The organism is Nonomuraea sp. NBC_00507 (assembly GCF_036013525.1).
GTDB lineage: Bacteria > Actinomycetota > Actinomycetes > Streptosporangiales > Streptosporangiaceae > Nonomuraea.
Window position 1 is genome coordinate 4,286,362 of record NZ_CP107853.1, and the last position, 24,199, is coordinate 4,310,560.

General features: G+C 70.2%; 21 protein-coding genes. 13 read left to right on the forward strand and 8 right to left on the reverse strand.

Annotated elements, in window-relative coordinates:
- The first annotated feature begins 89 nt into the window (after positions 1-89).
- On the forward strand, positions 90-944 hold the full coding sequence (mutM, locus tag OHA25_RS21315; RefSeq protein WP_327589256.1) for a bifunctional DNA-formamidopyrimidine glycosylase/DNA-(apurinic or apyrimidinic site) lyase: 855 nt from the start codon (positions 90-92) through the stop codon (positions 942-944).
- Here mutM and OHA25_RS21320 read toward each other — a convergent pair.
- Complete coding sequence (locus OHA25_RS21320; protein ID WP_327589257.1) at positions 883-2,034, reverse strand: MFS transporter; 1,152 nt, start codon at positions 2,032-2,034, stop codon at positions 883-885. The two genes, mutM and OHA25_RS21320, sit on opposite strands and share 62 nt — an antisense overlap.
- A gap of 91 nt (positions 2,035-2,125) precedes the next feature.
- Here OHA25_RS21320 and OHA25_RS21325 point away from each other — a divergent pair, with 91 nt between their 5' ends.
- The 6 genes from OHA25_RS21325 (at position 2,126) to OHA25_RS21350 (ending at position 10,853) form a co-directional block, all read left to right on the forward strand.
- Complete coding sequence (locus OHA25_RS21325) at positions 2,126-3,028, forward strand: LysR family transcriptional regulator (protein WP_327591025.1); 903 nt, start codon at positions 2,126-2,128, stop codon at positions 3,026-3,028.
- Positions 3,029-3,046: 18 nt separating this feature from the next.
- The gene (locus OHA25_RS21330; protein WP_327589258.1) at positions 3,047-3,334 is read left to right on the forward strand and encodes an acylphosphatase; all 288 of its coding nucleotides are present in this window, start codon (positions 3,047-3,049) and stop codon (positions 3,332-3,334) included.
- Between the two features lie 191 nt (positions 3,335-3,525).
- On the forward strand, positions 3,526-3,720 hold the full coding sequence (locus OHA25_RS21335) for a hypothetical protein (RefSeq protein ID WP_090938435.1): 195 nt from the start codon (positions 3,526-3,528) through the stop codon (positions 3,718-3,720).
- Positions 3,721-3,887: 167 nt separating this feature from the next.
- Positions 3,888-7,700: an AAA family ATPase gene (locus OHA25_RS21340; protein WP_327589259.1), complete on the forward strand. Its 3,813-nt coding sequence runs from the start codon at positions 3,888-3,890 to the stop codon at positions 7,698-7,700.
- 67 nt (positions 7,701-7,767) lie between these two features.
- Positions 7,768-8,946, forward strand: a complete 1,179-nt coding sequence (ftsY, locus tag OHA25_RS21345) for a signal recognition particle-docking protein FtsY (RefSeq protein ID WP_305916605.1) — start codon at positions 7,768-7,770, stop codon at positions 8,944-8,946.
- A 251-nt stretch (positions 8,947-9,197) separates the two neighbouring features.
- Positions 9,198-10,853, forward strand: coding sequence for a tetratricopeptide repeat protein (locus OHA25_RS21350; protein ID WP_327589260.1), 1,656 nt, complete (start codon positions 9,198-9,200; stop codon positions 10,851-10,853).
- 75 nt (positions 10,854-10,928) lie between these two features.
- Here the strand turns inward: OHA25_RS21350 and OHA25_RS21355 are convergent, their stop codons facing one another.
- Genes OHA25_RS21355 through OHA25_RS21365 form a run of 3 tightly spaced genes read right to left on the reverse strand, consistent with a single transcriptional unit; the run spans position 10,929 to position 13,782 of the window.
- Positions 10,929-11,711 (reverse strand): ABC transporter ATP-binding protein, encoded by a 783-nt coding sequence (locus OHA25_RS21355; protein ID WP_327589261.1) that lies wholly within the window; start codon positions 11,709-11,711, stop codon positions 10,929-10,931.
- Positions 11,708-12,751, reverse strand: coding sequence for a FecCD family ABC transporter permease (locus OHA25_RS21360; protein WP_327589262.1), 1,044 nt, complete (start codon positions 12,749-12,751; stop codon positions 11,708-11,710). Before OHA25_RS21360 ends, OHA25_RS21355 begins: the two co-directional genes overlap by 4 nt.
- The gene (locus OHA25_RS21365; RefSeq protein WP_327589263.1) at positions 12,748-13,782 is read right to left on the reverse strand and encodes a FecCD family ABC transporter permease; all 1,035 of its coding nucleotides are present in this window, start codon (positions 13,780-13,782) and stop codon (positions 12,748-12,750) included. The genes OHA25_RS21360 and OHA25_RS21365 overlap by 4 nt, the downstream gene beginning before the upstream one ends.
- A gap of 104 nt (positions 13,783-13,886) precedes the next feature.
- On the opposite strand from OHA25_RS21365, the gene OHA25_RS21370 reads away from it, so the two are divergent.
- The gene (locus OHA25_RS21370) at positions 13,887-14,867 is read left to right on the forward strand and encodes an ABC transporter substrate-binding protein (RefSeq protein ID WP_327589264.1); all 981 of its coding nucleotides are present in this window, start codon (positions 13,887-13,889) and stop codon (positions 14,865-14,867) included.
- On the opposite strand, the gene OHA25_RS21375 is transcribed toward OHA25_RS21370, so the two are convergent.
- Positions 14,864-15,937, reverse strand: a complete 1,074-nt coding sequence (locus OHA25_RS21375) for a PLP-dependent cysteine synthase family protein (RefSeq protein WP_327589265.1) — start codon at positions 15,935-15,937, stop codon at positions 14,864-14,866. The two genes, OHA25_RS21370 and OHA25_RS21375, sit on opposite strands and share 4 nt — an antisense overlap.
- A 248-nt stretch (positions 15,938-16,185) precedes the next feature.
- Between OHA25_RS21375 and OHA25_RS21380 the strand changes: the two genes are divergently transcribed.
- Positions 16,186-16,770, forward strand: coding sequence for a sigma-70 family RNA polymerase sigma factor (locus OHA25_RS21380; protein WP_327589266.1), 585 nt, complete (start codon positions 16,186-16,188; stop codon positions 16,768-16,770).
- Here OHA25_RS21380 and OHA25_RS21385 read toward each other — a convergent pair.
- Together OHA25_RS21385 and OHA25_RS21390 are read right to left on the reverse strand one after the other, a co-directional pair.
- Positions 16,767-17,711: a sensor histidine kinase gene (locus tag OHA25_RS21385; RefSeq protein WP_327589267.1), complete on the reverse strand. Its 945-nt coding sequence runs from the start codon at positions 17,709-17,711 to the stop codon at positions 16,767-16,769. The two genes, OHA25_RS21380 and OHA25_RS21385, sit on opposite strands and share 4 nt — an antisense overlap.
- Positions 17,712-17,738: 27 nt before the next feature.
- Entirely contained in the window at positions 17,739-18,572 is an 834-nt protein-coding gene (locus tag OHA25_RS21390; RefSeq protein WP_327589268.1) for a DMT family transporter, read from the reverse strand.
- 94 nt (positions 18,573-18,666) lie between these two features.
- Between OHA25_RS21390 and OHA25_RS21395 the strand changes: the two genes are divergently transcribed.
- The 3 genes from OHA25_RS21395 (at position 18,667) to OHA25_RS21405 (ending at position 21,180) form a co-directional block, all read left to right on the forward strand.
- Entirely contained in the window at positions 18,667-19,242 is a 576-nt protein-coding gene (locus OHA25_RS21395; protein ID WP_327589269.1) for a helix-turn-helix domain-containing protein, read from the forward strand.
- 454 nt (positions 19,243-19,696) lie between these two features.
- Positions 19,697-20,494 carry a polysaccharide deacetylase family protein gene (locus OHA25_RS21400; RefSeq protein ID WP_327589270.1) on the forward strand — a complete coding sequence of 266 codons (798 nt, stop codon included), beginning with the start codon at positions 19,697-19,699 and terminating at the stop codon, positions 20,492-20,494.
- A gap of 35 nt (positions 20,495-20,529) precedes the next feature.
- The gene (locus tag OHA25_RS21405) at positions 20,530-21,180 is read left to right on the forward strand and encodes a DUF2461 domain-containing protein (RefSeq protein ID WP_327589271.1); all 651 of its coding nucleotides are present in this window, start codon (positions 20,530-20,532) and stop codon (positions 21,178-21,180) included.
- Positions 21,181-21,260: 80 nt separating this feature from the next.
- On the opposite strand, the gene typA is transcribed toward OHA25_RS21405, so the two are convergent.
- Positions 21,261-23,111, reverse strand: coding sequence for a translational GTPase TypA (gene typA / locus OHA25_RS21410; RefSeq protein ID WP_327589272.1), 1,851 nt, complete (start codon positions 23,109-23,111; stop codon positions 21,261-21,263).
- 274 nt (positions 23,112-23,385) lie between these two features.
- Between typA and OHA25_RS21415 the strand changes: the two genes are divergently transcribed.
- A complete protein-coding gene (locus tag OHA25_RS21415) occupies positions 23,386-24,117 on the forward strand; it encodes an AMP-binding protein (RefSeq protein ID WP_327591026.1) in 732 nt (243 codons plus the stop codon).
- The last annotated feature ends 82 nt before the right edge of the window (positions 24,118-24,199 follow it).

The window sequence follows — 24,199 nt, forward strand, 5'->3', positions numbered from 1 at the left end:
CGCACGGCCCGGGTGGCGGGTGCGCGACGTCGCTCAGGACCCTCGAGGATCTTGATCGGTTCGGGGCATCAGAGAGGGCGAGGTGCGGGTTGCCGGAGTTGCCGGAGGTCGAGGTCGTCAGGCGCGGTCTCGCGCAGTGGGTCGCCGGCCGCGAGATCGCGGAGGCGGAGGTGTTCCACCCTCGCGCCATCAGGCGTCACGTGCCCGGGGCCGACGAGTTCGCCGCGCGGCTCAAGGGCCGCGCGGTGGTGTCCGCCGAGCGCCGCGGCAAATACCTGTGGCTGCCGCTGTCCAGGGCGGAGGAGGCCCTCATGGCCCACCTGGGGATGAGCGGCCAGCTGCTCGTCGTGGACCAGGACGCGCCGCCGGAGAAGCACCTGCGGGTACGCCTCCGCTTCGAGGACGGTGGCCCTGACCTGCGTTTCGTCGACCAGCGGACGTTCGGCCACGTCATGATCACCTCCCTGGTGGGCGGCGTGCCCGAGCCGATCTCGCACATCGCCCCCGACCCGTTCGAGCCGGCGTTCGACGAGGCCGAGTTCACCCGCAGGCTCAGGGCCAAGCACACCGAGATCAAACGGGCGCTGCTCGACCAGTCGCTGATCAGCGGCGTCGGCAATATCTACGCCGACGAGGCACTGTGGATCGCCAAGCTGCACTGGGCCCGCCCCACGCACACGCTCACCCGCCCCAAGATCCACGAGCTGCTCGCCGCCGTCCGCACGGTCATGGCCGCCGCCCTGCACCAGGGCGGCACGTCGTTCGACAGCCTCTACGTCAACGTCAACGGGGAGAGCGGCTACTTCGACCGCTCCTTGGAGGTCTACGGGCGCCGTGACCTGCCGTGCTCCCGCTGCGGCACCCCGATCAGGCGGGAGGCGTTCATGAACCGGTCGTCCTACTCCTGCCCCACCTGCCAGCCACGGCCGCGGCCAGCACGCTGAGCGCGGCTGCCACCCCCATCACCGCGGAGATCGACACACCGTCCACGATCCGGCCGCCGGCGAACGAGCCGAGCGCGATGGAGGCGTTGAAAGCGGCGACGAACAGCGCCGTGCCCAGCTCGCCTCCGCCCTCCCGCATGATCCACAGCTGCAGGGTGACGCCCACGCCGCCGTAGCCGAGCCCCCACACCACGAGCGCGGGCAGCGGCAGGCCGATCAGCGGCAGCGCCGCCGTGGCCAGGGCCATGAGGGCGGCCAGCGTGATCAGGACCGGCTGGGGGTTCCTGGCCGCCCGGGCACCGGCGGCGAAGTTGCCGAGCACGCCCGCGGCCCCGTACACCAGCAACGCCGTGCTCACGAGCGCGGGACCGGCGTGCGCCACCTCCTCCAGGAACGGACGGACATAGGTGTAGGCCGCGAAGTGGCCGGACACGATCAGGACCGTCAGGACCAGGGCGACCTTCAGCGGCCCGGAGACCCGCCCGGCCCGGGCGCCGTGGGCCTCGCCCGGCAACGGCGGCACCGTCGCGGCCAGCAGTGCGAGCAGGGCCAGGGCGAGCACGCCCATCGCCGCGAATGCCGTGCGCCAGCCCGCGAACGACGAGACGAACGTCGCCGCCGGCACTCCCAGCACCGACGCCACCGACACCCCGGACAGGATGATCGATGTGGCCCGCCCGACGTGCCGCTCCGGCGCCAGCCGCGTCCCGAGCCCGGCCGCGAACGCCCAGAAGCCGCCGATGCTCACCCCGGTGATCACCCGGGCCGCCAGCATGAGCGGATAGCTCGGCGCCAGCGCGCCCGCCAGGTTGGCCACCGCCAGCAGCGCCATCAGCCCGAGCAGCACGGTACGGCGGTCCAACCGGCGGGTGGCGACCGCCAGCACGGGGGCGGAGACCGCGGCGACCAGCCCGGGCGCCGACATCGTGAGCCCGGCCGTGCCGGCGGACACGCCGAGGTCGGCGGCGATCGAGGTCAACAGGCCGACAGGCAGCATCTCGCTGGTCACGAGCGTGAAGGTGCCCAGCGCCAGCGAGGACACGGCGATCCAGCGCGCCCGCACAGGGGCGGAGACAAGGGTTGTCGTCATGCGCCCCAGCCTTCTGCCGCGCCCCGACGGGAACAATGACGAAGGTCGAAGGCTTGGTTTAGGCAGGCTAAGTGATCGTCCGGAGGTGAAGATGGACTTCAGGGAGCTGGAGTGCTTCGTGGTGCTCAGCGAGGAGCTGCACTTCGCGCGTACGGCTGAACGCCTCTACCTGTCGCCGGGTCGGGTGAGCCAGCTCGTGCGCTCTCTGGAGACCAGGATCGGCGGCAGGCTCTTCGACCGCACCAGCCGGCATGTCCACCTGACACCCCTCGGTGAACGTTTCCTGGCCAATCTGAGGCCCTCCTACGACGGTCTGGCGAACGCCCTGAGCCGCGCCAAGGCGGCCGCCCGCGAGGTGACCGGCGTGCTGCGGGTCGGCTTCCTGGCCACGCCCACGGACGCCGTCACGGGCAGCGTACGGGCCTTCGAGGGCCGCCACCCGGAGTGCGAGGCGGAGCTGGTCGAGATCCCGCTCTCCGACCCATTCAGCAGGTTGCGGGCCGGGCAGGTCGACGTCGCGTTCACGCTGCTGCCGGTGGACGAGCCCGACCTGGCCACGGGCGCGGTGCTGAACCGGGTCTCCTACCGGCTCGGCCTCTCCACCCGCCACCCGCTGGCGGCCCGCGCGCGTATCGACGCCGAGGACCTGGCCTCCGTGCCGTTGATCGGTGTGGAGGGACCGGCCCCGCGCTGGTGGCGCGAGCGGGTCGCGCCCTCCGTGACCCCTTCCGGACGTCCGATTCCCCGTGCCGGCGCGGTCGCCACCACCCAGGAGGGCCTCACCCAGGTTGCGCTGGACCGGGGCGGCATGCTCTTCTGCACGCCCACCGCGGCCCACCACGAGCGTCCCGACATAAGCTTCGTCCCCGTCACCGGACTGCCTCCGTCGATCTTGGGGCTGGCTTGGGTGAAGGCGGCGGAGACGGCCGCGGTCAGGGCGTTCGACGAGGCGGCGGCGGGGCACGCGCTCGGGGTGGAGGCCCTGGTGGCCTGAGACCTCAGGGGAGGAAAAATGCAGGAAAATTCGGAAAACGTCAGGCTGACGGCGTGGGTACGGGGGAGAGTCCAGGGTGTGGGGTTCCGCTGGTGGACCCGAGCCAGGGCCTTGGAGCTAGGTCTGGCGGGCTGGGCGCGTAACACCGAGGACGGCCGGGTGGAGGTCGTCGCGGAGGGGCCGCGTGAGAGCTGCGTCAAGCTGCTGGAGCTGCTCAGAGGTTGCGACACGCCGGGCAGGGTCGATGGAGTAGTAGAACGCTGGAACGAACCCCGAGGTAGTTTGGGCGGTTTTGTGGAGCGGTAGCGGCTTCCGGTAAACCGGCCAAATAGGGTATAGTTGTATGTCGGGAGTGCCCATCAGTAGGGCGCAGCGGTTTGTTCGACTTGACCGCCCACACTGCCGGTGCGACTCTTGTTAGGTACCACGCGCACCCCTCCCGCGGAATAAGAAGTGCGCGAACCAGTCTGGTCACTCAGCGTGGAGGACCCTTTACCATGGCGAAGGCTCTACTCGGCCACGTCGGCGGTCCTGACCCTCGGATGGTCTCGGAGATGCGCCGCCTGCAGCAGCGTATCCGTGACCTGGAGGCAGAACTCATCCGACTTCAGGCCACGAATGACGCTCTTGCAGCGCAAACTCGCGACGAGGCGCTAAGCCGCATGCAAGAGCGCGAGCCGGCACTCACCTGAGAGTGATCGGAGCGCAAGACCCAGGGACGTCTCGGAGAGGCGTCCCTTGTTATTTGCCCTGAATTGAAAAGCCCTGGTCAAGGCCGTCCCGGACTGTACATGCCCACGTGGGGCAGTCAGGACCAGTAGTCTTTTCCGAAGTCCGTTCAGGGAGAAGGGGGTCGCGCTTGTATTTGAAGACCCTCACCCTGCGCGGCTTCAAGTCCTTCGCCTCCGCCACCGCCCTGAGGTTCGAGCCGGGCATCACCTGCGTGGTCGGCCCCAACGGCTCCGGCAAGTCCAACGTCGTCGACGCCCTGGCCTGGGTCATGGGCGAGCACAGCGCCAAGTCGCTGCGTGGTGGGAAGATGGAGGACGTGATCTTCGCCGGCACCTCGTCCCGGCCCCCGCTGGGACGTGCCGAGGTGACGCTGACCATCGACAACTCCGACGGCGCACTGCCCATCGACTACACCGAGGTCACGATCAGCCGGCTGATGTTCCGGTCGGGGCAGAGCGAATACGCCATCAACGGCGACACGTGCCGCCTGTTGGACATCCAGGAGCTGCTGTCCGACTCGGGCATCGGCCGCGAGATGCACGTGATCGTCGGGCAGGGCCAGCTCGACGCCGTCCTCCACGCGGGGCCTGAGGACCGGCGGGCGTTCATCGAAGAGGCCGCCGGCGTGCTCAAGCACCGCAAGCGCAAGGAAAAGGCGCTGCGCAAGCTGGACGCCATGCAGGCCAACCTGACCCGCGTCCAGGACCTCGCCACCGAGCTGCGCCGCCAGCTCAAGCCGCTGGGACGCCAGGCGGAGATCGCCCGCAAGGCCGCCGTCATCCAGGCCGACCTGCGGGACGCCAGGCTGCGGCTGCTGGCCGACGACCTGGGCATCCTGCGGGCGACGCTGGAGCGCGAGGCCGCCGACGAGGCCGCGATCATGGCCAGGCGCAACCAGGTGGAGGCCGAGCTGGCCGAGACCCAGCAGCGCGAGGCGGCGCTGGAGAGCGCCGAGACCGAGGCCCAGCCCAGGCTGGCGGCGGCTCAGGAGACGTACTTCAGGCTCTCGTCGCTGCGCGAGCGCATCACTGGCCTGGAGCAGCTCGCCGCCGAGCGCCGCCGGCACGCGCTGGACGCCGCCGCCATCGAGCGCCGCGGCCGGGACCCCGAGGATCTCGAACGGGAGGCGGCCGAGGTGCGCGAGCAGGAGCTCGTGCTCAAGGCCGAACTGGAGCACGCCCAGGAGCTGCTGGAGGATGCCGTCCAGCGGCGGGCCGACTCCGAGGCCGAGCTGAGCGCCGAGGAGCAGCGGCTCGCGCTGGCCGCCAGGGCCGCCGCCGACCGCCGCGAGGGGCTGGCCAAGCTGCGCGGCCAGGTCGATTCCGTACGGAGCCGGGCCAGGGCCGCCGAGGAGGAGATCGGCCGGCTCCAGCAGGCCGTGGCCGACGCGGCCGATCGCGAGCGGCAGGCCATGGAGGACCTCGAAACGCAGCGGCGGGAGGAGCCCGCGGTCGATCCCGCCCTCGCCGAGGAGCTGGCCACGGCGCAGGCCGTGGTCGAGGAGGCCAAGGCCGTCGCCGACGAGGCCGGACTCGCGGCGGAGGAGGCCAAGTCCGCGCTGGACGCGCCGCGTGCCGCGCTCCAGGCCGCCAAGTCGGGGGTCGGGACCGCCCGCTCCGCCGACCAGGAGGCCCAGCGGTCGGTGGCCGCCCTGATCGCTCGCCGGGACGCGCTGGAGCTGGGGCTGGCCAAGGGCGACGGCGGCGCGGCCCTGCTGGATGCGGACCTGGCCGGGGTGCTCGGCCCGCTGGCCGCCTCGATGCAGGTCACGCCGGGGGCCGAGCTGGCGGTGGCGGCCATCCTGGGACAGGTCACCGAGGCCATCGTCGTCAAGAGCTTGGACACGGCCGTCGAGGCGCTGGAGTTGCTGCGCACGGGAGGCGCCGGCCAGGCGACCCTCTTGGTGGCGCTCAACGGTGGCGCACAGGACGAGCACACGGCGGCTCTCGGCACCGGCCCGGACGGCGACGACGCGGTGACTGCCGCGGGCGGCGACGCGCTGACCGCCGCGGCCGGCGACCCGTCGGAGCGCCGCGCCGGCGAGGCGTACGGCGCGGTCCGGCGTCCGCGTGCGGCGGCGCCAGAGGGCGGCGAGTGGGTGGCCGACCTCGTCACCGTGCCCGACCATCTGCGCCCCGCCCTCGACCACGTGCTTGAGGGCGTCGTGGTCGTGGCGGGCCTGGACACCGCCCGCGAGCTGGTCGACCGGCACCCTCACCTGAAGGCCGTCACCAGGGCGGGTGACGTGGTCGGGGCACACCTGGCCAGCGGCGGGTCCGAGGGCGGCACCTCCGTGCTGCAGGTGCGGGCCGCGCTCGATGAGGCCGTCAGAGACCTGGAGCGGGCTGAGGCGAGGGCCGAGGAGACCGCCGCGGGCCTGGACGAGGCGATCGGCCTCGAGCAGCGCGCCCAGACGGCGCTGGAGGCCGCCCAGGCGCAGGTGAGCGAGGCCCAGACCGCCGTCACCACCGCCCAGGCCGGCGTCAGCGCGGCCCAGGGCACGCTGGACCAGGTCAGGGCCCGCCAGCGGGAGGCCGACCAGCGCACCGCCGCGGCCGCCCAGCGCCTGGCCCAGCTCGAGGCGGCCGCCAACGCTGCCCGCGCCGAGGCCGAGCGGCTGGCAGGCAGCGTCACGAAGGCGGAGGAGGCCCGCGCCGAGGGCCAGGAGGAGCTGGCCGAGCTGGAGATCCGCCTGGCCGAGGCCGAATACGCCCAAGAGCTGGAGTCCGAGCCCACCACCGACCTGCGCGACGAGCTGGCGAGCGCCTGCGAGGTGGCAAGGCAGCGGGAGATGGACACCCGGCTCCAGGTGCGCACCGCGGAAGAACGCGTCAAGGGCATCGAGGGCCGCGCCGACGGCCTGGTGCGGGCCGCACAGCGTGAACGCCACGAACGCGCCCAGGCGGCCGCCCAGCGCGCCAGGCGCAGGCGGCAGGCGGCGGTGGCCGAGTCGGTCAGCAAGGGCGCCAAGCAGGTGCTCAGGGCCCTGGCCGAGTCCGTCCGGCTCGCCGCCAGGGAGCGCGACGAGGCCGACCTGGCCAGGGTGGCCGTCGACGCGGAGCTCAAGCAGGTGCGCCTGCGGGTCCGCGAGCTCGGCCAGGAGCTGGACAAGCTGGTCAACCGCGTGCACGGCAGCGAGGTAGCCCGCACCGAGCAGCGCCTGCGGCTGGAGCAGCTGGAGCAGCGGGCGATGGACGAGTTCGGGGTCGAGGTCGAGGCGCTGATCTCCGAGTACGGCCCCGAGGTCCCGATCCCCGGCGACCCGCCCGTCCCCTACGTGCGCGAGGAGCAGGAAAAGCGGGCCAGGGCCGCCGAACGGCAGATGAACCAGCTGGGCAAGGTCAACCCGCTCGCGCTGGAGGAGTTCGCGGCGCTGGAGGAGCGGCACGCCTTCCTCACCTCGCAGCTGGAGGACCTCAAGAAGACCAGGCGTGACCTGCTGACCGTGGTCAAGGAGGTCGACGACCGCGTCGAGCAGATGTTCGCCGCCGCGTACGAGGACGTGGCCCGCGAGTTCGAGCAGATCTTCACCAGGGTGTTCCCCGGAGGCGACGGCCGCCTGGTGCTGACCGATCCCAACGACATGCTGACCACCGGCATCGAGGTCGAGGCCAGGCCGCCGGGCAAGAAGGTCAAGCGGCTGTCGCTGCTGTCGGGCGGGGAGCGGTCGCTCACGGCGGTGGCGTTCCTGATCTCCATCTTCAAGGCGCGGCCGTCGCCGTTTTACGTGATGGACGAGGTCGAGGCCGCGCTCGACGACACGAACACGCAGCGGCTGCTGACCCTGTTCGAGGAGTTGCGGCAGAGCTCGCAGCTGATCGTCATCACCCACAACAAGCGCACGATGGAGATCGCCGACGCGCTCTACGGCGTGTCGATGCGCGGCGACGGCGTGACGCAGGTCGTCAGCCAGCGGCTTCGGGAGCGCGAGTCCGCCTGATCGGTGTGGTCGTGTGCGTGACCCTGCTGGTCCAACTGGGCCGGACGATCTGGAAAACTGACATCTTGTGGATGGTTACCTCGGCGTCATCGTGATCGTGGCCGTCGTCGCCCTGCTGGCGGCGGGCGGCCTGTTCCTGCTCTTCAGGCCGGGCCGCAAGGCGGCCCCGCCCGTCAAGCCGCCTGAGACCCTCCCGATACCGGAGGAGAAGGAGCAGCGGCCCGCCGGCGTGGGCGAGGAGGGCGAGGGCGCGACCACCACGCTGCCGCCTCCGGCGAAGCCGGCCGAGCCGGCCGTCGTCAAGCCCGAGATCGAGGTGCCGCCACCGTCCGCGGGCCGGATGGTGCGGCTGCGCTCGCGCCTGGCGCGTTCGCAGAGCACGCTCGGGCGCGGCCTGCTGGAGCTGCTGTCCCGCGACCGGCTCGACGACGAGGTCTGGGACGAGATCGAGGAGCGCCTGATCACGGCCGACGTGGGCGTCGCGCCGACCCGCGCGATCGTGGAGGAGCTGCGCACCAAGGTCAAGGTGCTGGGCAGTCGCACGCCCGAGGAGGTGCGCGGCCTGCTGCGCGAGCAGCTGCTCATCCAGATCAACCCCGACCTGGATCGCACGCTGCACATTCAGAAGCACGGCGAGCGGCCCGCGGTTGCGCTCATCGTGGGCGTCAACGGCACCGGCAAGACCACCACCACCGGCAAGCTCGCCCGGTTCCTCGTCGGCGACGGCAAGAAGGTCGTGCTCGGCGCGGCGGACACCTTCCGCGCCGCGGCCGCCGACCAGCTGCAGACCTGGGGTGAGCGGGTCGGCGCCGACACGGTGCGCGGCCCCGAGGCCGGCGACCCGGCCTCCGTGGCCTTCGACGCCGTGGCCAAGGGCATCGAGGAGAAGGTCGACGTGGTCATCGTCGACACCGCCGGCCGCCTGCACACCAAGACCGGGCTCATGGACGAGCTGGGCAAGGTCAAGCGGGTCATCGAGAAGAAGGCCACGGTGGACGAGGTGCTGCTCGTCCTCGACGCCACCACGGGCCAGAACGGCATGCGCCAGGCCCAGGTGTTCGCCGAGGTGGTCAACATCACCGGCATCGCGCTGACCAAGCTCGACGGCACCGCCAAGGGCGGCATCGTGATCTCGGTGCAGCGGGAGCTGGGCGTCCCGGTCAAGGTCGTGGGGCTGGGCGAGGGGCCGGACGACCTGGCGCCGTTCGATCCCGAGGTGTTCGTGGACGCGATCCTCGGCGAATGATCGATTTCCGGTCATACGGTAATTAGTCCGGTAATGGCCCTTACCGGATAAAGGGTGATCTGTCACATATGTCTGTGTTGAGATGTACCGGTCATCAATGATCGCATTCAGGTGAAAGGGCGCCCATGAAGAAGATCGTCGTCCACAGGCCCGGGACCGTGAAGCCGACGGCTGCGGCCGCGCCTAGACACTGCTCCTGACAACCGCCGGCCCGGCGTCTCGTCCGGGGCGCCGGCGCCAAGGAGGTTCGTGTGGACACGATCCTGCTAGACGCCGACCGCCGCGTCGGCGGCCCGTACACACTGGCCGCGGCGCTCCTCGACCGCCTCGTCCCGCAGGCGCTGGAGCGCCGGCCCGGCCTGGTCGCCGATCACGACATCGAGATCCGCGCGGCGGCGCCCCACCTGCGCGGCGCCGTGCCCGCGCGGCGGCGGTCGCTGGCCGATGATCTGCCCAGGGCGCAGCGAGTCCTCGTGCCTGGCGCCCGGCACAGCCTCAGGATCGCCAACGGGCTGGCCGAGTTCGTCCGCGACCACCTGCGCCGGACCGGGGCGCTGGCGCTGACCGTGACGAACCTGGGCGAGGCCGACCACACCGACACCGAGCTCGTCGCCGTACTGCGGCGCAGGCTGGACCCCGGCCTCCTCCGGATCGACGAGGGTCCCTCCGCGCCGGGCACCGGGCCCCTGCCCGCCGACTTCGACCGCTACCGCGACGAGGGTTTCCACCACGCCATGGCGGAGTCGGGCCTGGAGGCGTTGCGCGGTGTGGAGGATGTGCCGCTCCTGCTGCGCGTCGCCGCCGCCCTGGAGGCCATCGAACGCGAGGACGAGGCCCGCGAGCTCTACGACCGGGCCCGGCGCGAGAGCACGGACCCCAAACAGCGCGCCACCGCCGCCTACGCCACCGCCATGATCCTCGTACGCCACCACGACCACGACCGGCGCGACCCGGAGCACGCCCTGGCCTGGATCAACGAGGCGATCACGATCACGTCTCTCCTTCCCGACCCGCGCGAGCGGGCCTTCCACCTCGGCTTCGACCTCAACGGCAAGGCCCTGGTCGAGGTACGCAGGGGACGCCGCGAGGCCGCCATGGAGCTCGTGCAGCGGGCCATCGACCTGGCCGATGCGGACCTGCCGGGCGAGCACCCGATCCACCGGCTCGTCCTGCACGCCAACCGGGCCCAGCTCCTGGTCATGGCCGGCCGCGAGGAGGAGGCGCTGGCCGATTACACGCGGGCCGTCGAGGCCGATCCTGGCTACCCCGACTACTACCTCGACCGCGGCAACCTGCTCTACAGGCTCGGCAGGACCGAGGAGGCCCTGGCCGACTACGAGGCCGTCCTACGGCTGAGCCCGCCGTTCCCCGAGGCCTACTACAACCGGTCCGAGCTGCGCTTCGCCGCCGGTGATCTGGCCGGCGCCCTGGCCGACCTGGACCACACGCTGGAGCTGGACCCGGCCTTCGCGCCTGCCTATGTCAACCGCGCCGGACTCAGGGTGGCGGCCGGGGATCACGCCCAGGCCAGGGACGACGTCGAGCACGGACTGGAGATCGCGCCGCGCGACCCCCACCTGCTGTGCGTGCTCGGGCAGGTGGAGCTGGCAGAGGGCCACCTACCGGAAGCGCGCATCGCGTTCGACCAGGCGCTGGAGCTCGATCCGGGCCTGGTGGCGGGCTGGGCCAACCGGGCCGAGCTGGCCTTCGAGCGTGGCGACCACGAGGCGGCGCTGGCCGATCTGGCGCGGGCGCTGGAGCTGGAGGAGACCGCCGAGTTGCTGTTCAACAGGTCGGTGGTGCATCGGGCCGCGGGCCGGCCGGACCAGGCCAGGAAGGACCTGCTCAGGGCCGCCGAGCTGGCCCCTGGCGACGAGGACGTGAAGCGGGCGCTGGCCGAGGTCTGACGATTCGACGGCGGGACGCAGCCCGCGGGTGGCAAGCCCGGAGTGCCGCTTGAGCGGCACCGGGGGCAGGAACGGTCAGGAACGCGGCCTGATCGGCACCACCAGCGGCGTCCCGGCCACGGGGTCCTCGATGACCTTCGCGTCCAGCTCGAACACCTCGCCCAGCAGCTCCTCCGTGAGCACCTCGTGCGGGGAACCCGCAGCGATCACCTTGCCGGCCCGCATGGCCACCAGCCGGTCGGCGTAGCGGGCGGCCAGGTTGAGGTCGTGCAGCACCATGACGACCGTGCGGCCGGCCTCCTGGTGCAGGTGCCGGACGAGCTCCAGCACCTCCACCTGATGCGCCAGGTCCAGGAACGTCGTGGGCTCGTCGAGCAGCAGCAGATCCGTGCCCTGGGCCAGCGCCATGGAGATCCACGCCCGCTGCCGCTGCCCGCCCGACAGCTCGTCCAGCGGCCGCTCGGCGAGGTCCGCCAGGCCCGTCATGTCCAGCGCCGCCGCGACCGCGTCCTCGTCGTCGGAGGACCACTGCCGGTACCAGGTCTGGTGCGGATGCCGGCCCCTGGCCACCAGGTCGGCCACGGTCAGCCCTTCGGGAGCGGTGGGCGCCTGGGGGAGCACGCCGAGGACCTTGGCCACCTCGCGGGTGGGGATCCTGTCGATGCGCTTGCCGTCCAGCAGCACCTCGCCGCCCTGCGGCTTGAGCAGGCGGCCGAGCGCGCGCAGCAGCGTGGACTTGCCGCAGCCGTTCGGGCCGATGATCGTGGTCACCGTGCCCGCCTCGATGCCCAGGTCGAGCCCGTCGACGACGACGCGGTCGCCGTATCCGAGCGTGACGCCGGCGGCCTGCAGTCTCACTTGCGAGCCCTCCAGATCAGATGGATCAAGTATGGGGCGCCCAGCACGGCGGTGACGATGCCGACGGGCAGCTCGATCGGCGAGAACGCGGTCCTGGCGATCAGGTCGGCGGCCGTGGTGAGCACGCCGCCGATGACCGCCGAGCACAGCAGCGGCGGCTGCCCCGAGCGGGCCAGCCGGAGCGCGATCTGCGGCGAGGCGAGCGCCACGAACGCGATCGGCCCGGCCGAGGCCGTGGCCACGGCGGCCAGCAGAACGGCGGCCAGGATCATCAGGGCGCGGGCCAGGTTCATGCGCACGCCCAGGGAGGCGACCGTGTCGTCGCTGAAGCGCAGCGCGTCGAGCGAGCGGGTGCCGAGCAGGGTCAGCGGCACCAGCACGGCCAGGGCGAGAGCCGTGGGCGCCACGTGCTCCCAGCCGCGGCCGTTGAGCGAGCCGCTGATCCAGACCATGGCGCGGGCGGTGTCGTTGACGTCGCCGACGGTCAGGAGCCAGAACTTGACGTTGGTGAAGACGGCGGCCACGCCGATGCCGACCAGGACCAGGCGGTAGCCGTCCAGGCCGCGCCGCCACGCCAGCCCATACACGACGGCCGCGCCGATCAGGCCGCCGAGCAGGGCGAGCGCGGGGATGCCGAGGGTGGCGAGCAGGCCGCTGGTGCCGCCGTACACGCTGCCGCTGGCCACCACGCCGGCCACGACCGTGACGGAGGCGCCGGTGGTGACGCCGAGGATCTCGGGGCTGGCCAGCGGGTTGCGGGCGATGGACTGGATGATGGCGCCGGACAGCGCGAGCGCCGCGCCGACCAGGGCGCCGGTCAGCGCGCGCGGCAGGCGCAGCTCCATGATGACGAAGTGGGCGGCGCTGTTCGGGTCGAAGGTGCCGGCGATCACCTCGGCAACGGTCATCTCGATGTCGCCGATGCGCATGTTCAAGGCCATGAGCAGGGCAAGGAGGACCAGGCCGAACAGGGTGATCGCGACGCCGCGCAGGCGTATCCGCCAGGACAGGGCGCCGACGCGCAGGGAGAGAGCGGTCACAGTCGCACCGGCTTCCTGCGGCGGACCAGGGCCACGAAGAACGGGGCGCCGATCAGCGCGAGCACCACGCCGACCTCCAGCTCGCCCGGCGGGGCGACCACGCGGCCGATCACGTCCGCGAGCAGCAACAGCGCCGCGCCGATCAGCCCCGAGTACGGCAGCAGCCACCGGTGGTCGGTGCCCGACAGAGGGCGGGCCAGGTGGGGCACGATCAGGCCGACGAACGACAGCGAGCCGCAGGCGGCGACTGCCGCGCCCGACAGCAGGGTGACGGCGGCGACGCCGATGGTGCGGGTCATGGCGATGTTCTGGCCGAGGCTCCTGGCCACGTCCTCACCGAGCGAGAGCGCGTTCAGGCCGGGCGCGTTGACCGTCGCGAGGAGCAGGCCCACCAGGATGAACGGCAGCACCTGCCAGACCACGTCGGCGCCCCTGGCCGCGATCGAGCCGGCCTGCCAGAAGCGGAACACGTCCATGGCCTGCTCGTCCAGCAGCACGATGGCCGAGGTGAGCGCGTACAACATGGCGCTGACAGCGGTGCCGGCCAGCGCCAGCGTGACGGGCGTGGGCCCGCCCCGGCCGCCTGCCATGCCGAGCGCGAACACCGCCACACTGGCGATCAACGCCCCCGCCAGCCCGAACCAGATGTAGACGAGCAGGCTGGAGGCGCCCAGCAGGATGATCGAGGCCACCATCGCGAACGCCGCCCCCTGCGTGACCCCGAGCAGGCCCGGGTCGGCGAGCGGGTTGCGGGTGTGGCCCTGCATCAGCGCGCCGGCCACGCCGAGCGCGAGGCCGGCGAGCACCCCTAAGACGGTCCGCGGAACGCGGAGCGAGCGGATGATGATGTCGTTCTCGCTGCCGGTGGGCGCGGTGAGCGCGGCCCAGGCGTCGGCGAGCGGCACGGACTTGGAACCGATCGTGATGCTGAGCGCCACGGCCACCGCCACGGCGGCGACAAGCGCGAGCAGAACGGTGAGCCGGCGGTGACGGATGCCGTGGAGGCGCGGCGCGGCCACGGTTGTGCTCACCCTGTTCCTCCTCGGCATTTGCTCGATCCCGGTGAAGTATGCCAGTTTAGGCAGGGCTTACCTAACTTAGGTTTGCCTTACTTTTCAGGGAAGGAACTTTGACCATGAGACCGTTGCGTGCGCTGGTCGGCGCTCTTCTTGTGGCGGGACTCGCCGCCTGTGGTGCGACGGAGCCCGCCGCCACCACCACTGCCGGCGCCACGGCGGCCGCGCCGTTCAAGACCGTCAAGCACGCGATGGGTGAGACGAAGATCCCCGCTCAGCCGAAGCGGGTCGTGGCGCTGGACCAGAGCTTCGTCGACGCCGTCCTCACGCTGGAGACGCCCGTGGTGGGCTACACGACGTATCGCTCGCTTGACGACAAGCTGCCCGACTATCTGGGGACCGTCGCCGAGCAGTATGGCAAGGAGGCGACCCCGGTCGGCACGCTGGAGGAGCCCAGCCTGGAGAAGATCATCGCGCTCAAGCCCGACCTGATCGTCTCCGCCAAGGTCCGGCACGAGGCCCTGTACGACAAGCTCTCCAAGATCGCGCCGACCGTCTTCAGCGAGACCACCGGGGCCATCTGGAAGGAGAACATCCGGCTCATGGGGCAGGCCCTGGGCAAGGAGCAGCTCGCCGACGCCAAGATCAAGGAGTACGAGGACCGGGCCGCCAAGATCGGCACATCGATCAAGGAGAAGGAAGGCGGCGAGCTGCCCACGATCTCCATCGTGCGGTTCGCCGGTGAGCCCACGGTCCGCCTGTATGTGGAGAAGTCCTACTCCGGCATCGTGATGAAGGACGTCGGCTTCCCGCGCCCCGAAGGCCAGCCGACCGTGGAGGACACGATCGTGGTGGACGTGAGCCAGGAGAAGATCGCGGACCTGGACGCCGACCACATCTTCGTCTCCACCTACGAGGACCCGACGGTGGCCGAGACCAAGGACAAGTTCCTGAACAACCCGCTGTGGGGCAAGCTCAAGGGCGAGAAGCACGACGTCGCCGACCTGACCTGGATGACCGCGGTGGGCATCCAGGGTGCGCACTCGATCCTGGACGACGTTGCCAAGTTCTTCAGCGTGGACCCGGCCAGGGCCGCCTAACGAGGCAGCCAGGCGCGTAGCTCCGTCAGGTGTGGCTCGACGTTCAGACGCTGGCCGGCGAGCCACTCCGGATTGCCGTACGTGCCCTTGTAGCGGTCGCCGCTGTCGCAGATCAGCGTGACGACGCTGCCCCGCTCGCCCTTTCGCCGCATCTCGTCGATCAGCTCCACGCAGGCCGCCATGTTGGTGCCCGTGGAGCCGCCGACGTTCAGGCCGGTGACCTCGCGGGTCCAGTGCATGGCGGCGATCGAGCGGGCGTCGGGCACCGCGATCATGCGGTCGATGACGGACGGCTGGAACGAAGGCTCGACGCGGGGGCGGCCGATCCCCTCGATGCGCGAGCCCCGGGCGGTGACGGAGGCGTCGCCGGAAATCCAGGCGGGGTAGAAGGCCGAGCCCTCGGGGTCGACGACGGCCAGCCGGGTGGGGTGGCGGCGGTAGCGGATGTAGCGGCCGATGGTCGACGACGTGCCGCCGGTGCCGGCCCCGACCACGATCCAGGAGGGCTCGGGGTGGGGCTCCATGGACATCTGCGAATAGATCGATTCGGCGATGTTGTTGTTGCCGCGCCAGTCGGTGGCCCGCTCCGCGTAGGTGAACTGGTCCATGAAGTGCCCGCCGGCCTCGGCGGTGAGACGGTGAGATTCGTCATAGATCGCGCCGGCATCCGCCACGAGGTGACATTTCCCACCGTAGAACTCGATGAGGTGGCACTTCTCCGGTGACGTGGAGGCGGGCATGACGGCGATGAAGGGCAGGCCGAGCAGCCGCGCGAAGTAGGCTTCGCTCACGGCCGTGGAGCCGCTGGACGCCTCGACGATCGTGGTCGTGGGTCCGATCCAGCCGTTCGCCAGGCCGTAGAGGAAGAGGGATCGGGCAAGTCGATGTTTCAGTGAACCGGTTGGGTGCACCGACTCGTCTTTCAAGTAGAGGTTTACACCCCAGTCCGAGGGCAGCGGAAAGACGTGCAGGTGTGTGTCACAACTGCGGTTGGCGTCGGCTTCGACCGTGCGGATGGCCTCCGCCACCCAGCGGCGCGTTCCCGTGTTGTGGCGGTCCACGAAATCCATGTCCTTACGCTATCCCATGTGACGTTGGCCACTAGAACTGCGAATTTGGGTGGTTAGTGTTATGCTATTGAGACTTGTCCGGCCGTGGACGTGACCACGCACGCCGCGAGCAGATGGACCGAAGCCCCCTCTGACCCAGGCGGATCCTCGTTAACGCGTCCCTTACCCGGGACTTGCCATGATGGGACCGCAGTCAGACGGCCTGTGCCGAAACGGGGGATAGCGCAAGGGGGAATGAATTGATCACTATGACCGATGAGCAGCGTCAGGTCTGGTTCGAGCGCGATGTCGTGCCGGTGACGTCGCAGCTGTTCGCCTCCGCCATGCGCCTCACCCGTAACGCCGCTGACGCGGAGGATCTGGTGCAGGAGACGGTGGCGAAGGCATATACGTCGTATCACCAGTTCCGGGAGGGCACCAACCTCAAGGCGTGGCTGCACCGGATCCTGACCAACAACTTCATCAACGACTACCGGAAGAAGCAGCGCTCGCCCAAGCTGTCCGCCGCCGAGGAGATCGAGGACTGGCAGCTGCACGCCGCCGAGTCGCACAGCTCGACGGGCCTGCGGTCGGCCGAGAGCGAGGCGCTCGACCGGCTTCCCGACAACGTCGTGATGAACGCCCTGCGGTCCCTGCCCGAGGACTTCCGCGTGGCCGTCTACCTGGCCGACGTCGAAGGCTTCGCGTACAAGGAGATCGCTGACCGCATGGGCACGCCCATCGGCACTGTCATGTCCCGTTTGCACCGGGGCCGCCGGCAGCTGCGCGGCATGCTGGAGGAGTACGCCCGCGAGGAGGGCGCTGTCCGCGTCCCGACCCAGCGTGCTGCCTAGGACTGCATAGACAGATGAAGGCGGACGCGTAACAATCCGCCTTCCGTGCGCAGCTCCACGAGATCGCAGAGCTGACGACTGATCCAGAGCCCGTATCCCCTGGGGGACTCGGGCTCAGGTGGTATATAGCCGGGTAAGGGGTCGTCCAGCGAGCCGCCGGGGTCCGCGATCTCGCAGATGAGCTCCCCGTTGTTCTCCCACATCGTGATCGTGCCGTATCCGGCGCCGTGTTCGATGCTGTTCGCGGCGATCTCCGAGACGCTGATGACCAGCGACGTGATGAGGTTGCGGTCCATGCCCGCCGCGCGGGCATACTCGCCGACGCTCTGGCGCAGCCGCCGCAGCTCACGTCCGGTGAACCGGATGGTCACCGCGCCGGGTCCCGGCTCTGGGAGCGGCGCGTGGTCGTCGTTGAGCACCAGTTGGTGGGGCGGGATGAAACGGGTGCTGGTCGCCTCCCCGTCCACGCCGAGCAGGAGCGGGTGGTTCACCTCGTGGTAGTCGAGCGCGGCAGCCGGCACCTCGCGGAGGTCGTACATGCACAACATGACGGCCGAGGCCGCGCTGAGCGCGGCGTTGACGACGGACTCGTAGCGGATCAGCTCCGTGATCTCGCGCCGGCTCAGGCCCTCCCAGCTGGGCTCGGCGATCACGAGGGTGCGCCGCCCGCGTGTGTAGTCGTGGTAGGCGGCCAGCGTGCGGTACGGGTGGCCATACCAAGCGGTGGAGACCCGGGTGTCGACGTGTCCCGCGTCGTCGCCCAGGGCATCGGCCAGCAGGGCGAGCCTGGCCGCGCCGGTGATCACCAGCACCCGCCTGCCCTCACCGAGCGCGGCCCGCACGCGGGGCACGGCGAGATCCAGAAAGGACTCATCGGAGTCGTAGGGCACGCCGACGTGCCGCAGACCCTCGCCATCGAAACGTGCCCGCTCAGGGCGCACGGGCGAAACGTAACAAGCGCCGCGTGGCTATGCAACGGCTATCAGGGCCACCGCGCCGAGCGCGCATGCCACACCGGTCACCTGGATCGTGTTCAGCCGCTCTCCGAGCACCTGCCTCGCCAGCAGCAGCGTGCTGGCGGGGTAGAGCGACACCAGCACGGCGACCAGGCTGAGCAGGCCCTGGCGCTGCGCCAGCAGAAAGAGGACGTTCGCCACCATGTCGAGCACGCCCGCGGCCACGATGATGCGCAGCGAGCCCGCCCGCGGCCGGAGCGAGCGCCGGGCGGTCAGGGCCACCAGCGCCACCACGCTCACCGATGACAGTCTGGCCCCGACCAGCGGCCACAGGCCTGCCTCGGCCGGCGCCATGGCGAGCAGGATGAAGAATCCGCCGAACCCGGCGCCCGCGGCCAGCGAGGTCACCAGCGCGCCGAGCGAGGCGCGCCCGCCCGGGGACCCGTCCTGGCTGACCAGCAGCACCGAGCCCAGGGCCAGCGCAACGCCGGTCAGCGCCCAGAACCCCGGCCGTTCGCCCGTGGCCAGCCCGAACACCACAGGCAGCGCCGCCGAGGTCACCGCGGTCGTCGGCGCGACCACCGACATGACGCCCGTGGCCAGCGCCCGGTAGAACAGCGCCAGCCCGGCGGCGCCCGACAGTCCTGCGGCCAGCCCCCACAGGATCGCCCGGTCGCTGAACGTGCCCGGGAGCAGCGGCAGCAGGGCGAGGATCAGCGTCAGCCCCGCCAGTTGGGAGAGGATGACGACCGACAGCACCTGGGTCCGTCGGGTGGCCAGGCCGCCGAAGAAGTCGGCCGTGCCGTAGACCACCGCGCAGGCGGTCGCCAAGATCACTGCGGTCACCCTTGTCCTCCTCGGGTCAGTTCAATGGGTTGCACTCCTAGTACAACAGAATAGGTGCAACACAGTGCAAATCAAGTTCACTAGACTGCACTCCATGGAGGATCCCGAGCTGATCAATCAGGCCATCGCCAACAATGTGCGCTTTCAGCGCTCGCACCGAGGGCTGACGCTGGACCAGCTGGCCGCCAGGTCCGGTGTGAGCCGGGGCATGCTCGTCCAGGTCGAGCAGGGGCGGACGAACCCCAGTGTCTCCACCCTCACCAGGATCGCCTCCGCCCTGGGCGTCACCGTGGCCCGGCTGGTCGAGGTCGCGGACGTCCCCATGGTGCGGATCGTGGACAAGGCCGACGTGGTCACGTTCCGCCAGGGCGATGTGCAGGCTCGGCTGCTCGTCGGCGCGGACACGCCGATGATCCTGGAGCTGTGGGACTGGCGCCTGGCCCCGGGGGAGCACCACGACGGCGACCCCCACCCGCCCGGCACCCGCGAGATGCTCACCGTGCTGGAGGGTGAGCTGACGCTCAGCGTCTACGGCAGGAGCCATGTGATCGGCAAGGACGACGCCGTGCTCTTCACTGCCGACCGCCCCCATCGCTATGCGAACCAGGGCGAGGAGGAGCTCAGGCTCATCATGGTGGTCGCCGAACCACGCGAGGCACATGACCAGTGACGGTGAGTGTGTTCCTGATCGCCCTGCGGAGTTGACGACTACGGCATATCTTGGACCACTCGTGACCGTTGCTGGGTACATCCCTGGTAAACGGCGATACCTCGGCAGGGGGTGGCGGGTGAGTGAGGCCCGAGCGGCGACGGAGAAGCTCCACACGGAGCTTCATGGTCTGGGCGTCACCAGCGCGTACGAGGTGGGCGACGACGCCACCATCGCGGTGTGGATAGGCCTTGTCGTGCGATATAGGGATGGTTTTTACCGCTGGCAGGAAGGACCTGCGAAACGTCGGCATTTGGGTACGGATCCGGTTGGATGTGCCATACGCGTGGCGCGCCGCTATAAGGAACTGCAGGCCGATATCCCACTCTGGTGGGACGACCTGGCCAGGGAACTGCGGGGAATACCGGTCCAGGACTACCCATAGGCCCCCGCATGCGCGGTTTCGGGGGGAAGCATGCGCGTCTGGGCTCTGCCGCTGGCCTTGCTCGCCCTGGTGGCCTGTGTCACCTACTCGGTGGCGTACCGCCGATCTGCCGAAGAACCGCCGGTGATCGTGCCGCTGCGGCAGGTGAGCGTCGATCCCGCCCAGCTGGCCAAGCGGCTGGCGTCGATGCAGGCCGGCTGGCCGCGTAGCCGCAAGTTCGACTGCGCGCGGCTCAAGTGCGTGGCCCTGACCTTCGACGACGGTCCCGGCGAGCACACCGGCCGGCTCCTGGATCTGCTCAGCGCGCGTGATGTCCGGGCCACGTTCTTCGTCATCGGGCAGATGGTGGCCGCCGACAGGGGCGGGATCCTCACGCGGCGCATCGTGGACGAGGGCCACGAGATCGGCAACCACTCCTGGAGCCATCCGCCGCTGGCCGCGCTGTCGCACGAGGCGGTCCATCGCGAGCTCAAGTACACCGACGACATCGTGGAGCACCTGACCGGGGTGCGGATGCGGGTCATGCGGCCGCCGTACGGGGCCACGGACAACGGCGTCGCCGCGGAGACCCGCCGTGAAGGGCTGGCGCAGATCCTGTGGAACGTGGACACCCTCGACTGGCGCGACCGGGCGGCCCCGACCGTGGCCAAGCGGGCTTGCGAGGCCAAACCCGGGTCGATCGTCCTGCTGCACGACATTCACCGCAGCACCGTGGACGCCATGCCGGCAGTGCTCGACACGCTGAGCAGGAAGGGGTTCACGTTCGTCACGGTCTCGGAGCTGTACGGCAAGACGCCGCTGCCGGGCAGGACGTACACCTCGCGGTGACCCGGGATGTCGGTGGGACGTGGCACCCTGACGGCATGGGTTTCACCGGCTTCCCCGACGAGGCGTTCATCTTCTATGAGGGCCTCGAGGCGGACAACAGCAAGACTTACTTCACCCGGCACAAGCAGCTCTACGAGGAGGCGGTGCGGGCGCCCATGGTCGCGCTCACCGACGAGCTTGCCGCCGAGTTCGGGCCCGCGCAGCTCTTCCGGCCCTATCGTGACGTGCGTTTCTCCAAGGACAAGTCGCCATACAAGACGCATCAGGGTGCGTTCGTGGATCTGATGCCGGGGATCGGGCTTTATGTCGAGATCAGCGCGTCAGGGCTGTTCACGGCCGGGGGCTTCTACACGCAGGCGGCCGACCAGGTGGCTCGCTACCGCGCGGCGGTGGATGAGGATCTTTCGGGCAAGCCGTTGACGGCGATCACCGACGCGCTGGCGGCGGCCGGTTACGAGGTGGGGGGCGAGCGGCTGAAGACCAAACCGCGCGGCTTCACCGAGGATCACCCGCGCATCGACCTGCTGCGTCACAAGTCGTTGTACGCGGGGATGCGCTTCGAGCCTGAGCCCTGGGTGCACACGGCGGAGGCCCGCGCCCGTGTGGAGCAGACCTGGCGCGCCTTCGGGCCGCTGGTCGAATGGCTCTGCACCCACGTCAGGGGCAGCGAGCTCCCCCGCCGCTGACCACCCGATCCCGCCCCCTACGGCCTACGCGCAGGCACCACCCGCGCCTGCGCGTCGGGGGCGGTGCCTGCGCGTCGGGATCACGCGCGCTTGGCGCGGGCGGCGGCGCGGCCCCGGGTGGCGGCGTCGAGCACGACCTTGCGGATGCGTACGGCGGCCGGGGTGACCTCCACGCACTCGTCCTCGCGGATGAATTCGAGCGCCTGCTCCAGCGACAGCACACGCGGCGGAATCACCTTCTCCGTCTCCTCGGAGGTGGAGGCGCGCATGTTGGTGAGCTTCTTCTCCTTGGTGATGTTCACGTCCATGTCGTCGGACCGGGAGTTCTCACCGATGATCATGCCTTCGTAGACCTCGGTGCCCGGGGAGATGAACAGGGTGCCGCGCTCCTGCAGGTTGAGCATGGCGAACGCGGTCACAGGACCGGAGCGGTCGGCCACCAGCGAGCCGCTCGCGCGGGTGCGCAGCTCGCCGAACCACGGCTCGTACGAGTCGAAGACGTGGTGCACCAGGCCGGTGCCGCGGGTCTCGGTCAGGAACTCGGTACGGAAGCCGATCAGGCCACGCGCCGGCACCACGAACTCCATCCGGATCCAGCCGGTGCCGTGGTTCGTCATGTGCTCCATGCGGCCCTTGCGCACGGCCAGCAGCTGCGTCACCGCGCCGAGGTATTCCTCTGGGCAGTCGACCGTGAGCCGCTCGACGGGCTCGTGCACCTTGCCGTCGATGTCCTTGGTGACCACCTGCGGCTTGCCGACGGTCAGCTCATAACCCTCGCGGCGCATCTGCTCGACGAGGATGGCCAGCGCCAGCTCTCCGCGGCCCTGCACCTCCCAGGTGTCGGGCCGCTCGGTCGGCAGCACGCGCAGCGACACGTTGCCGACCAGCTCCTTCTCCAGGCGGTCCTTGACCATGCGCGCGGTCACCTTGCCGCCCTTGACCTTGCCGACCAGCGGCGAGGTGTTGGTGCCGATGGTCATCGAGATGGCCGGCTCGTCCACGGTGATCAGCGGCAGCGGGCGCGGGTCCTCGGGGTCGGCCAGCGTCTCGCCGATCATGATGTCGGGGATGCCGGCGATGGCGATGATGTCGCCGGGGCCCGCCTCCTCGGCCGGCTTGCGCTCCAGCGCATCGGTCATGAGCAGCTCAGTGATCTTGACGCGCTGGATCGTGCCGTCGGTGCGGCACCAGGCCACCTGCTGGCCCTTGCGCATGACGCCCTGGTGGATGCGGCACAGGGCGATGCGGCCGAGGTAGGAAGAGGCGTCGAGGTTGGTCACGTGGGCCTGCAGCGGCGCACTCGGGTCGTAGGTCGGCGCCGGGATGGTCGACTTGATGATGTCGAACAGCGGCTCCAGGTCCTCCGAGTCGGGCATGCCGCCGTCGTCGGGGCGGTTCATCGAGGCCCGGCCGGCCTTCGCGGAGGCGTAGACGATCGGGAAGTCGATCTGCTCCTCGGTGGCGTCGAGGTCCATGAACAGCTCGTAGACCTCGTCGACGACCTCCTTGATGCGGGCGTCGGGACGGTCGACCTTGTTGATGCACAGGATGACGGGCATCTTGGCGGCGAAGGCCTTGCGGAGCACGAAACGGGTCTGCGGCAGCGGCCCCTCCGAGGCGTCCACCAGCAGCACCACGCCGTCGACCATCGACAGCCCGCGCTCGACCTCGCCGCCGAAGTCGGCGTGGCCGGGTGTGTCGATGATGTTCAGGGTCATGCCGCCGTGCTTGACCGCGGTGTTCTTCGCGAGAATGGTGATGCCCTTCTCGCGCTCGAGGTCGTTGGAGTCCATGACGCGGTCGTCGACATCCTGGTTGGCGCGGAATGCCCCGGACTGCCAGAGCATGGCGTCGACCAGCGTGGTCTTGCCATGGTCGACGTGCGCGATGATCGCGATATTCCGCAGGTCGTCGCGGCTGTTCAAAGGCATGATGACGTCTCGCTCTGTGTCGTGGGGTCGGCCGCGCGAAGTCGCGACCACTTAAGTCTAGTTGATCCCCTCTCATGGCAAGAGCGGCACGAGATGACGGCGAGCGTAAGCGCGGGCGTCCTCGTCGTTGCCGACCGGGGCTGCACCTCGGCCGCACCTCGGCTGCACCTGGGGCGCACCTCGGCTGCAGCTACATAGAGGGTTGCACATTTGTGCGCATGGCAATGGTCGGGCCGGTCCCTAGATTGTCGGCATGACGTGGACAGAGCTGGTTATGACGTCGGCGCCGACGAAAGGTGACCAGCCGGCGGTGAGCGATGTCAGGACCGGTGAGGTGTTGTCGTACGCCGCGTTCGTGCGCCGCGTCACGCGTGCCGCGGCGGGCCTGCGCCGCCACGGCCTCCAGCAAGGCGAGCACGTGATCGTCGACGTCCCGCTCGGTGTGTCGTTGCCCGTCGCGGTCCACTCCGTCGCCTGGGCCGGTGGGATCGCGGCACTCAGGTCCACCGGCAAGGCCCGCATGATGATCACCTTGCGCGACTACGATCCGGCGGCCGTAAAGGCCGATCGGGTCTTCGCCTTCCGTCCGGGGCCGGGTGTCAGGCCGTTCGGTGAGTTGCTGGTCAGCGGTGCCGTGGACTTCGGTCCACTGGCGGGTCCCGCGCTCACGCTCGACGGCGCGCGCGTCTTCGACCACATCGAGCTGGCCGGCGACCTGCGCAGGGTGGCCACGCGCCTGGTGATCGGCAAGGACGACGTGGTGATCAGCGCGGTCAGCGAGCCGTTCACAGGTCTGCGGGTGCTGGACCTGGCGATGATGGCCGGCGCCCACGTCGTGCTCGCGCACGACCCCAGCGTGGTCGGGTGCCGCGTGCTGGCCGAGGAACACCGAGCCACCATGATCATCGCCCCTTACGACCTGGCCAGGCGGCTGCTCGGCGACCCCATCCTCGCGTTCGTGCGCGTCGTGGACGAGAGGGCGGTCGTCAGCTCACTCCGCCGGTGACCGTCCAGGGGCCCGCGGGTGCGGCCCCTGAGGTCGTGGGCTGTGAAACACTGTGCGAAAAGGGTGATCCTTCAGCGACGCA

What these genes read in the sequence shown, in the direction of transcription:
- OHA25_RS21415 (WP_327591026.1), top strand. Translation starts at nt 23,386, where the DNA reads ATGACGTCGGCGCCGACGAAAGGTGACCAGCCGGCGGTGAGCGATGTC.
- OHA25_RS21400 (WP_327589270.1), top strand. Translation starts at nt 19,697, where the DNA reads ATGCGCGTCTGGGCTCTGCCGCTGGCCTTGCTCGCCCTGGTGGCCTGT.
- OHA25_RS21405 (WP_327589271.1), top strand. Translation starts at nt 20,530, where the DNA reads ATGGGTTTCACCGGCTTCCCCGACGAGGCGTTCATCTTCTATGAGGGC.
- OHA25_RS21395 (WP_327589269.1), top strand. Translation starts at nt 18,667, where the DNA reads ATGGAGGATCCCGAGCTGATCAATCAGGCCATCGCCAACAATGTGCGC.
- OHA25_RS21370 (WP_327589264.1), top strand. Translation starts at nt 13,887, where the DNA reads ATGAGACCGTTGCGTGCGCTGGTCGGCGCTCTTCTTGTGGCGGGACTC.
- OHA25_RS21335 (WP_090938435.1), top strand. Translation starts at nt 3,526, where the DNA reads ATGGCGAAGGCTCTACTCGGCCACGTCGGCGGTCCTGACCCTCGGATG.
- OHA25_RS21380 (WP_327589266.1), top strand. Translation starts at nt 16,186, where the DNA reads ATGACCGATGAGCAGCGTCAGGTCTGGTTCGAGCGCGATGTCGTGCCG.
- OHA25_RS21325 (WP_327591025.1), top strand. Translation starts at nt 2,126, where the DNA reads ATGGACTTCAGGGAGCTGGAGTGCTTCGTGGTGCTCAGCGAGGAGCTG.
- typA (WP_327589272.1), bottom strand. Translation starts at nt 23,111, where the DNA reads ATGCCTTTGAACAGCCGCGACGACCTGCGGAATATCGCGATCATCGCG.
- OHA25_RS21375 (WP_327589265.1), bottom strand. Translation starts at nt 15,937, where the DNA reads ATGGATTTCGTGGACCGCCACAACACGGGAACGCGCCGCTGGGTGGCG.
- OHA25_RS21320 (WP_327589257.1), bottom strand. Translation starts at nt 2,034, where the DNA reads ATGACGACAACCCTTGTCTCCGCCCCTGTGCGGGCGCGCTGGATCGCC.
- OHA25_RS21330 (WP_327589258.1), top strand. Translation starts at nt 3,047, where the DNA reads ATGCAGGAAAATTCGGAAAACGTCAGGCTGACGGCGTGGGTACGGGGG.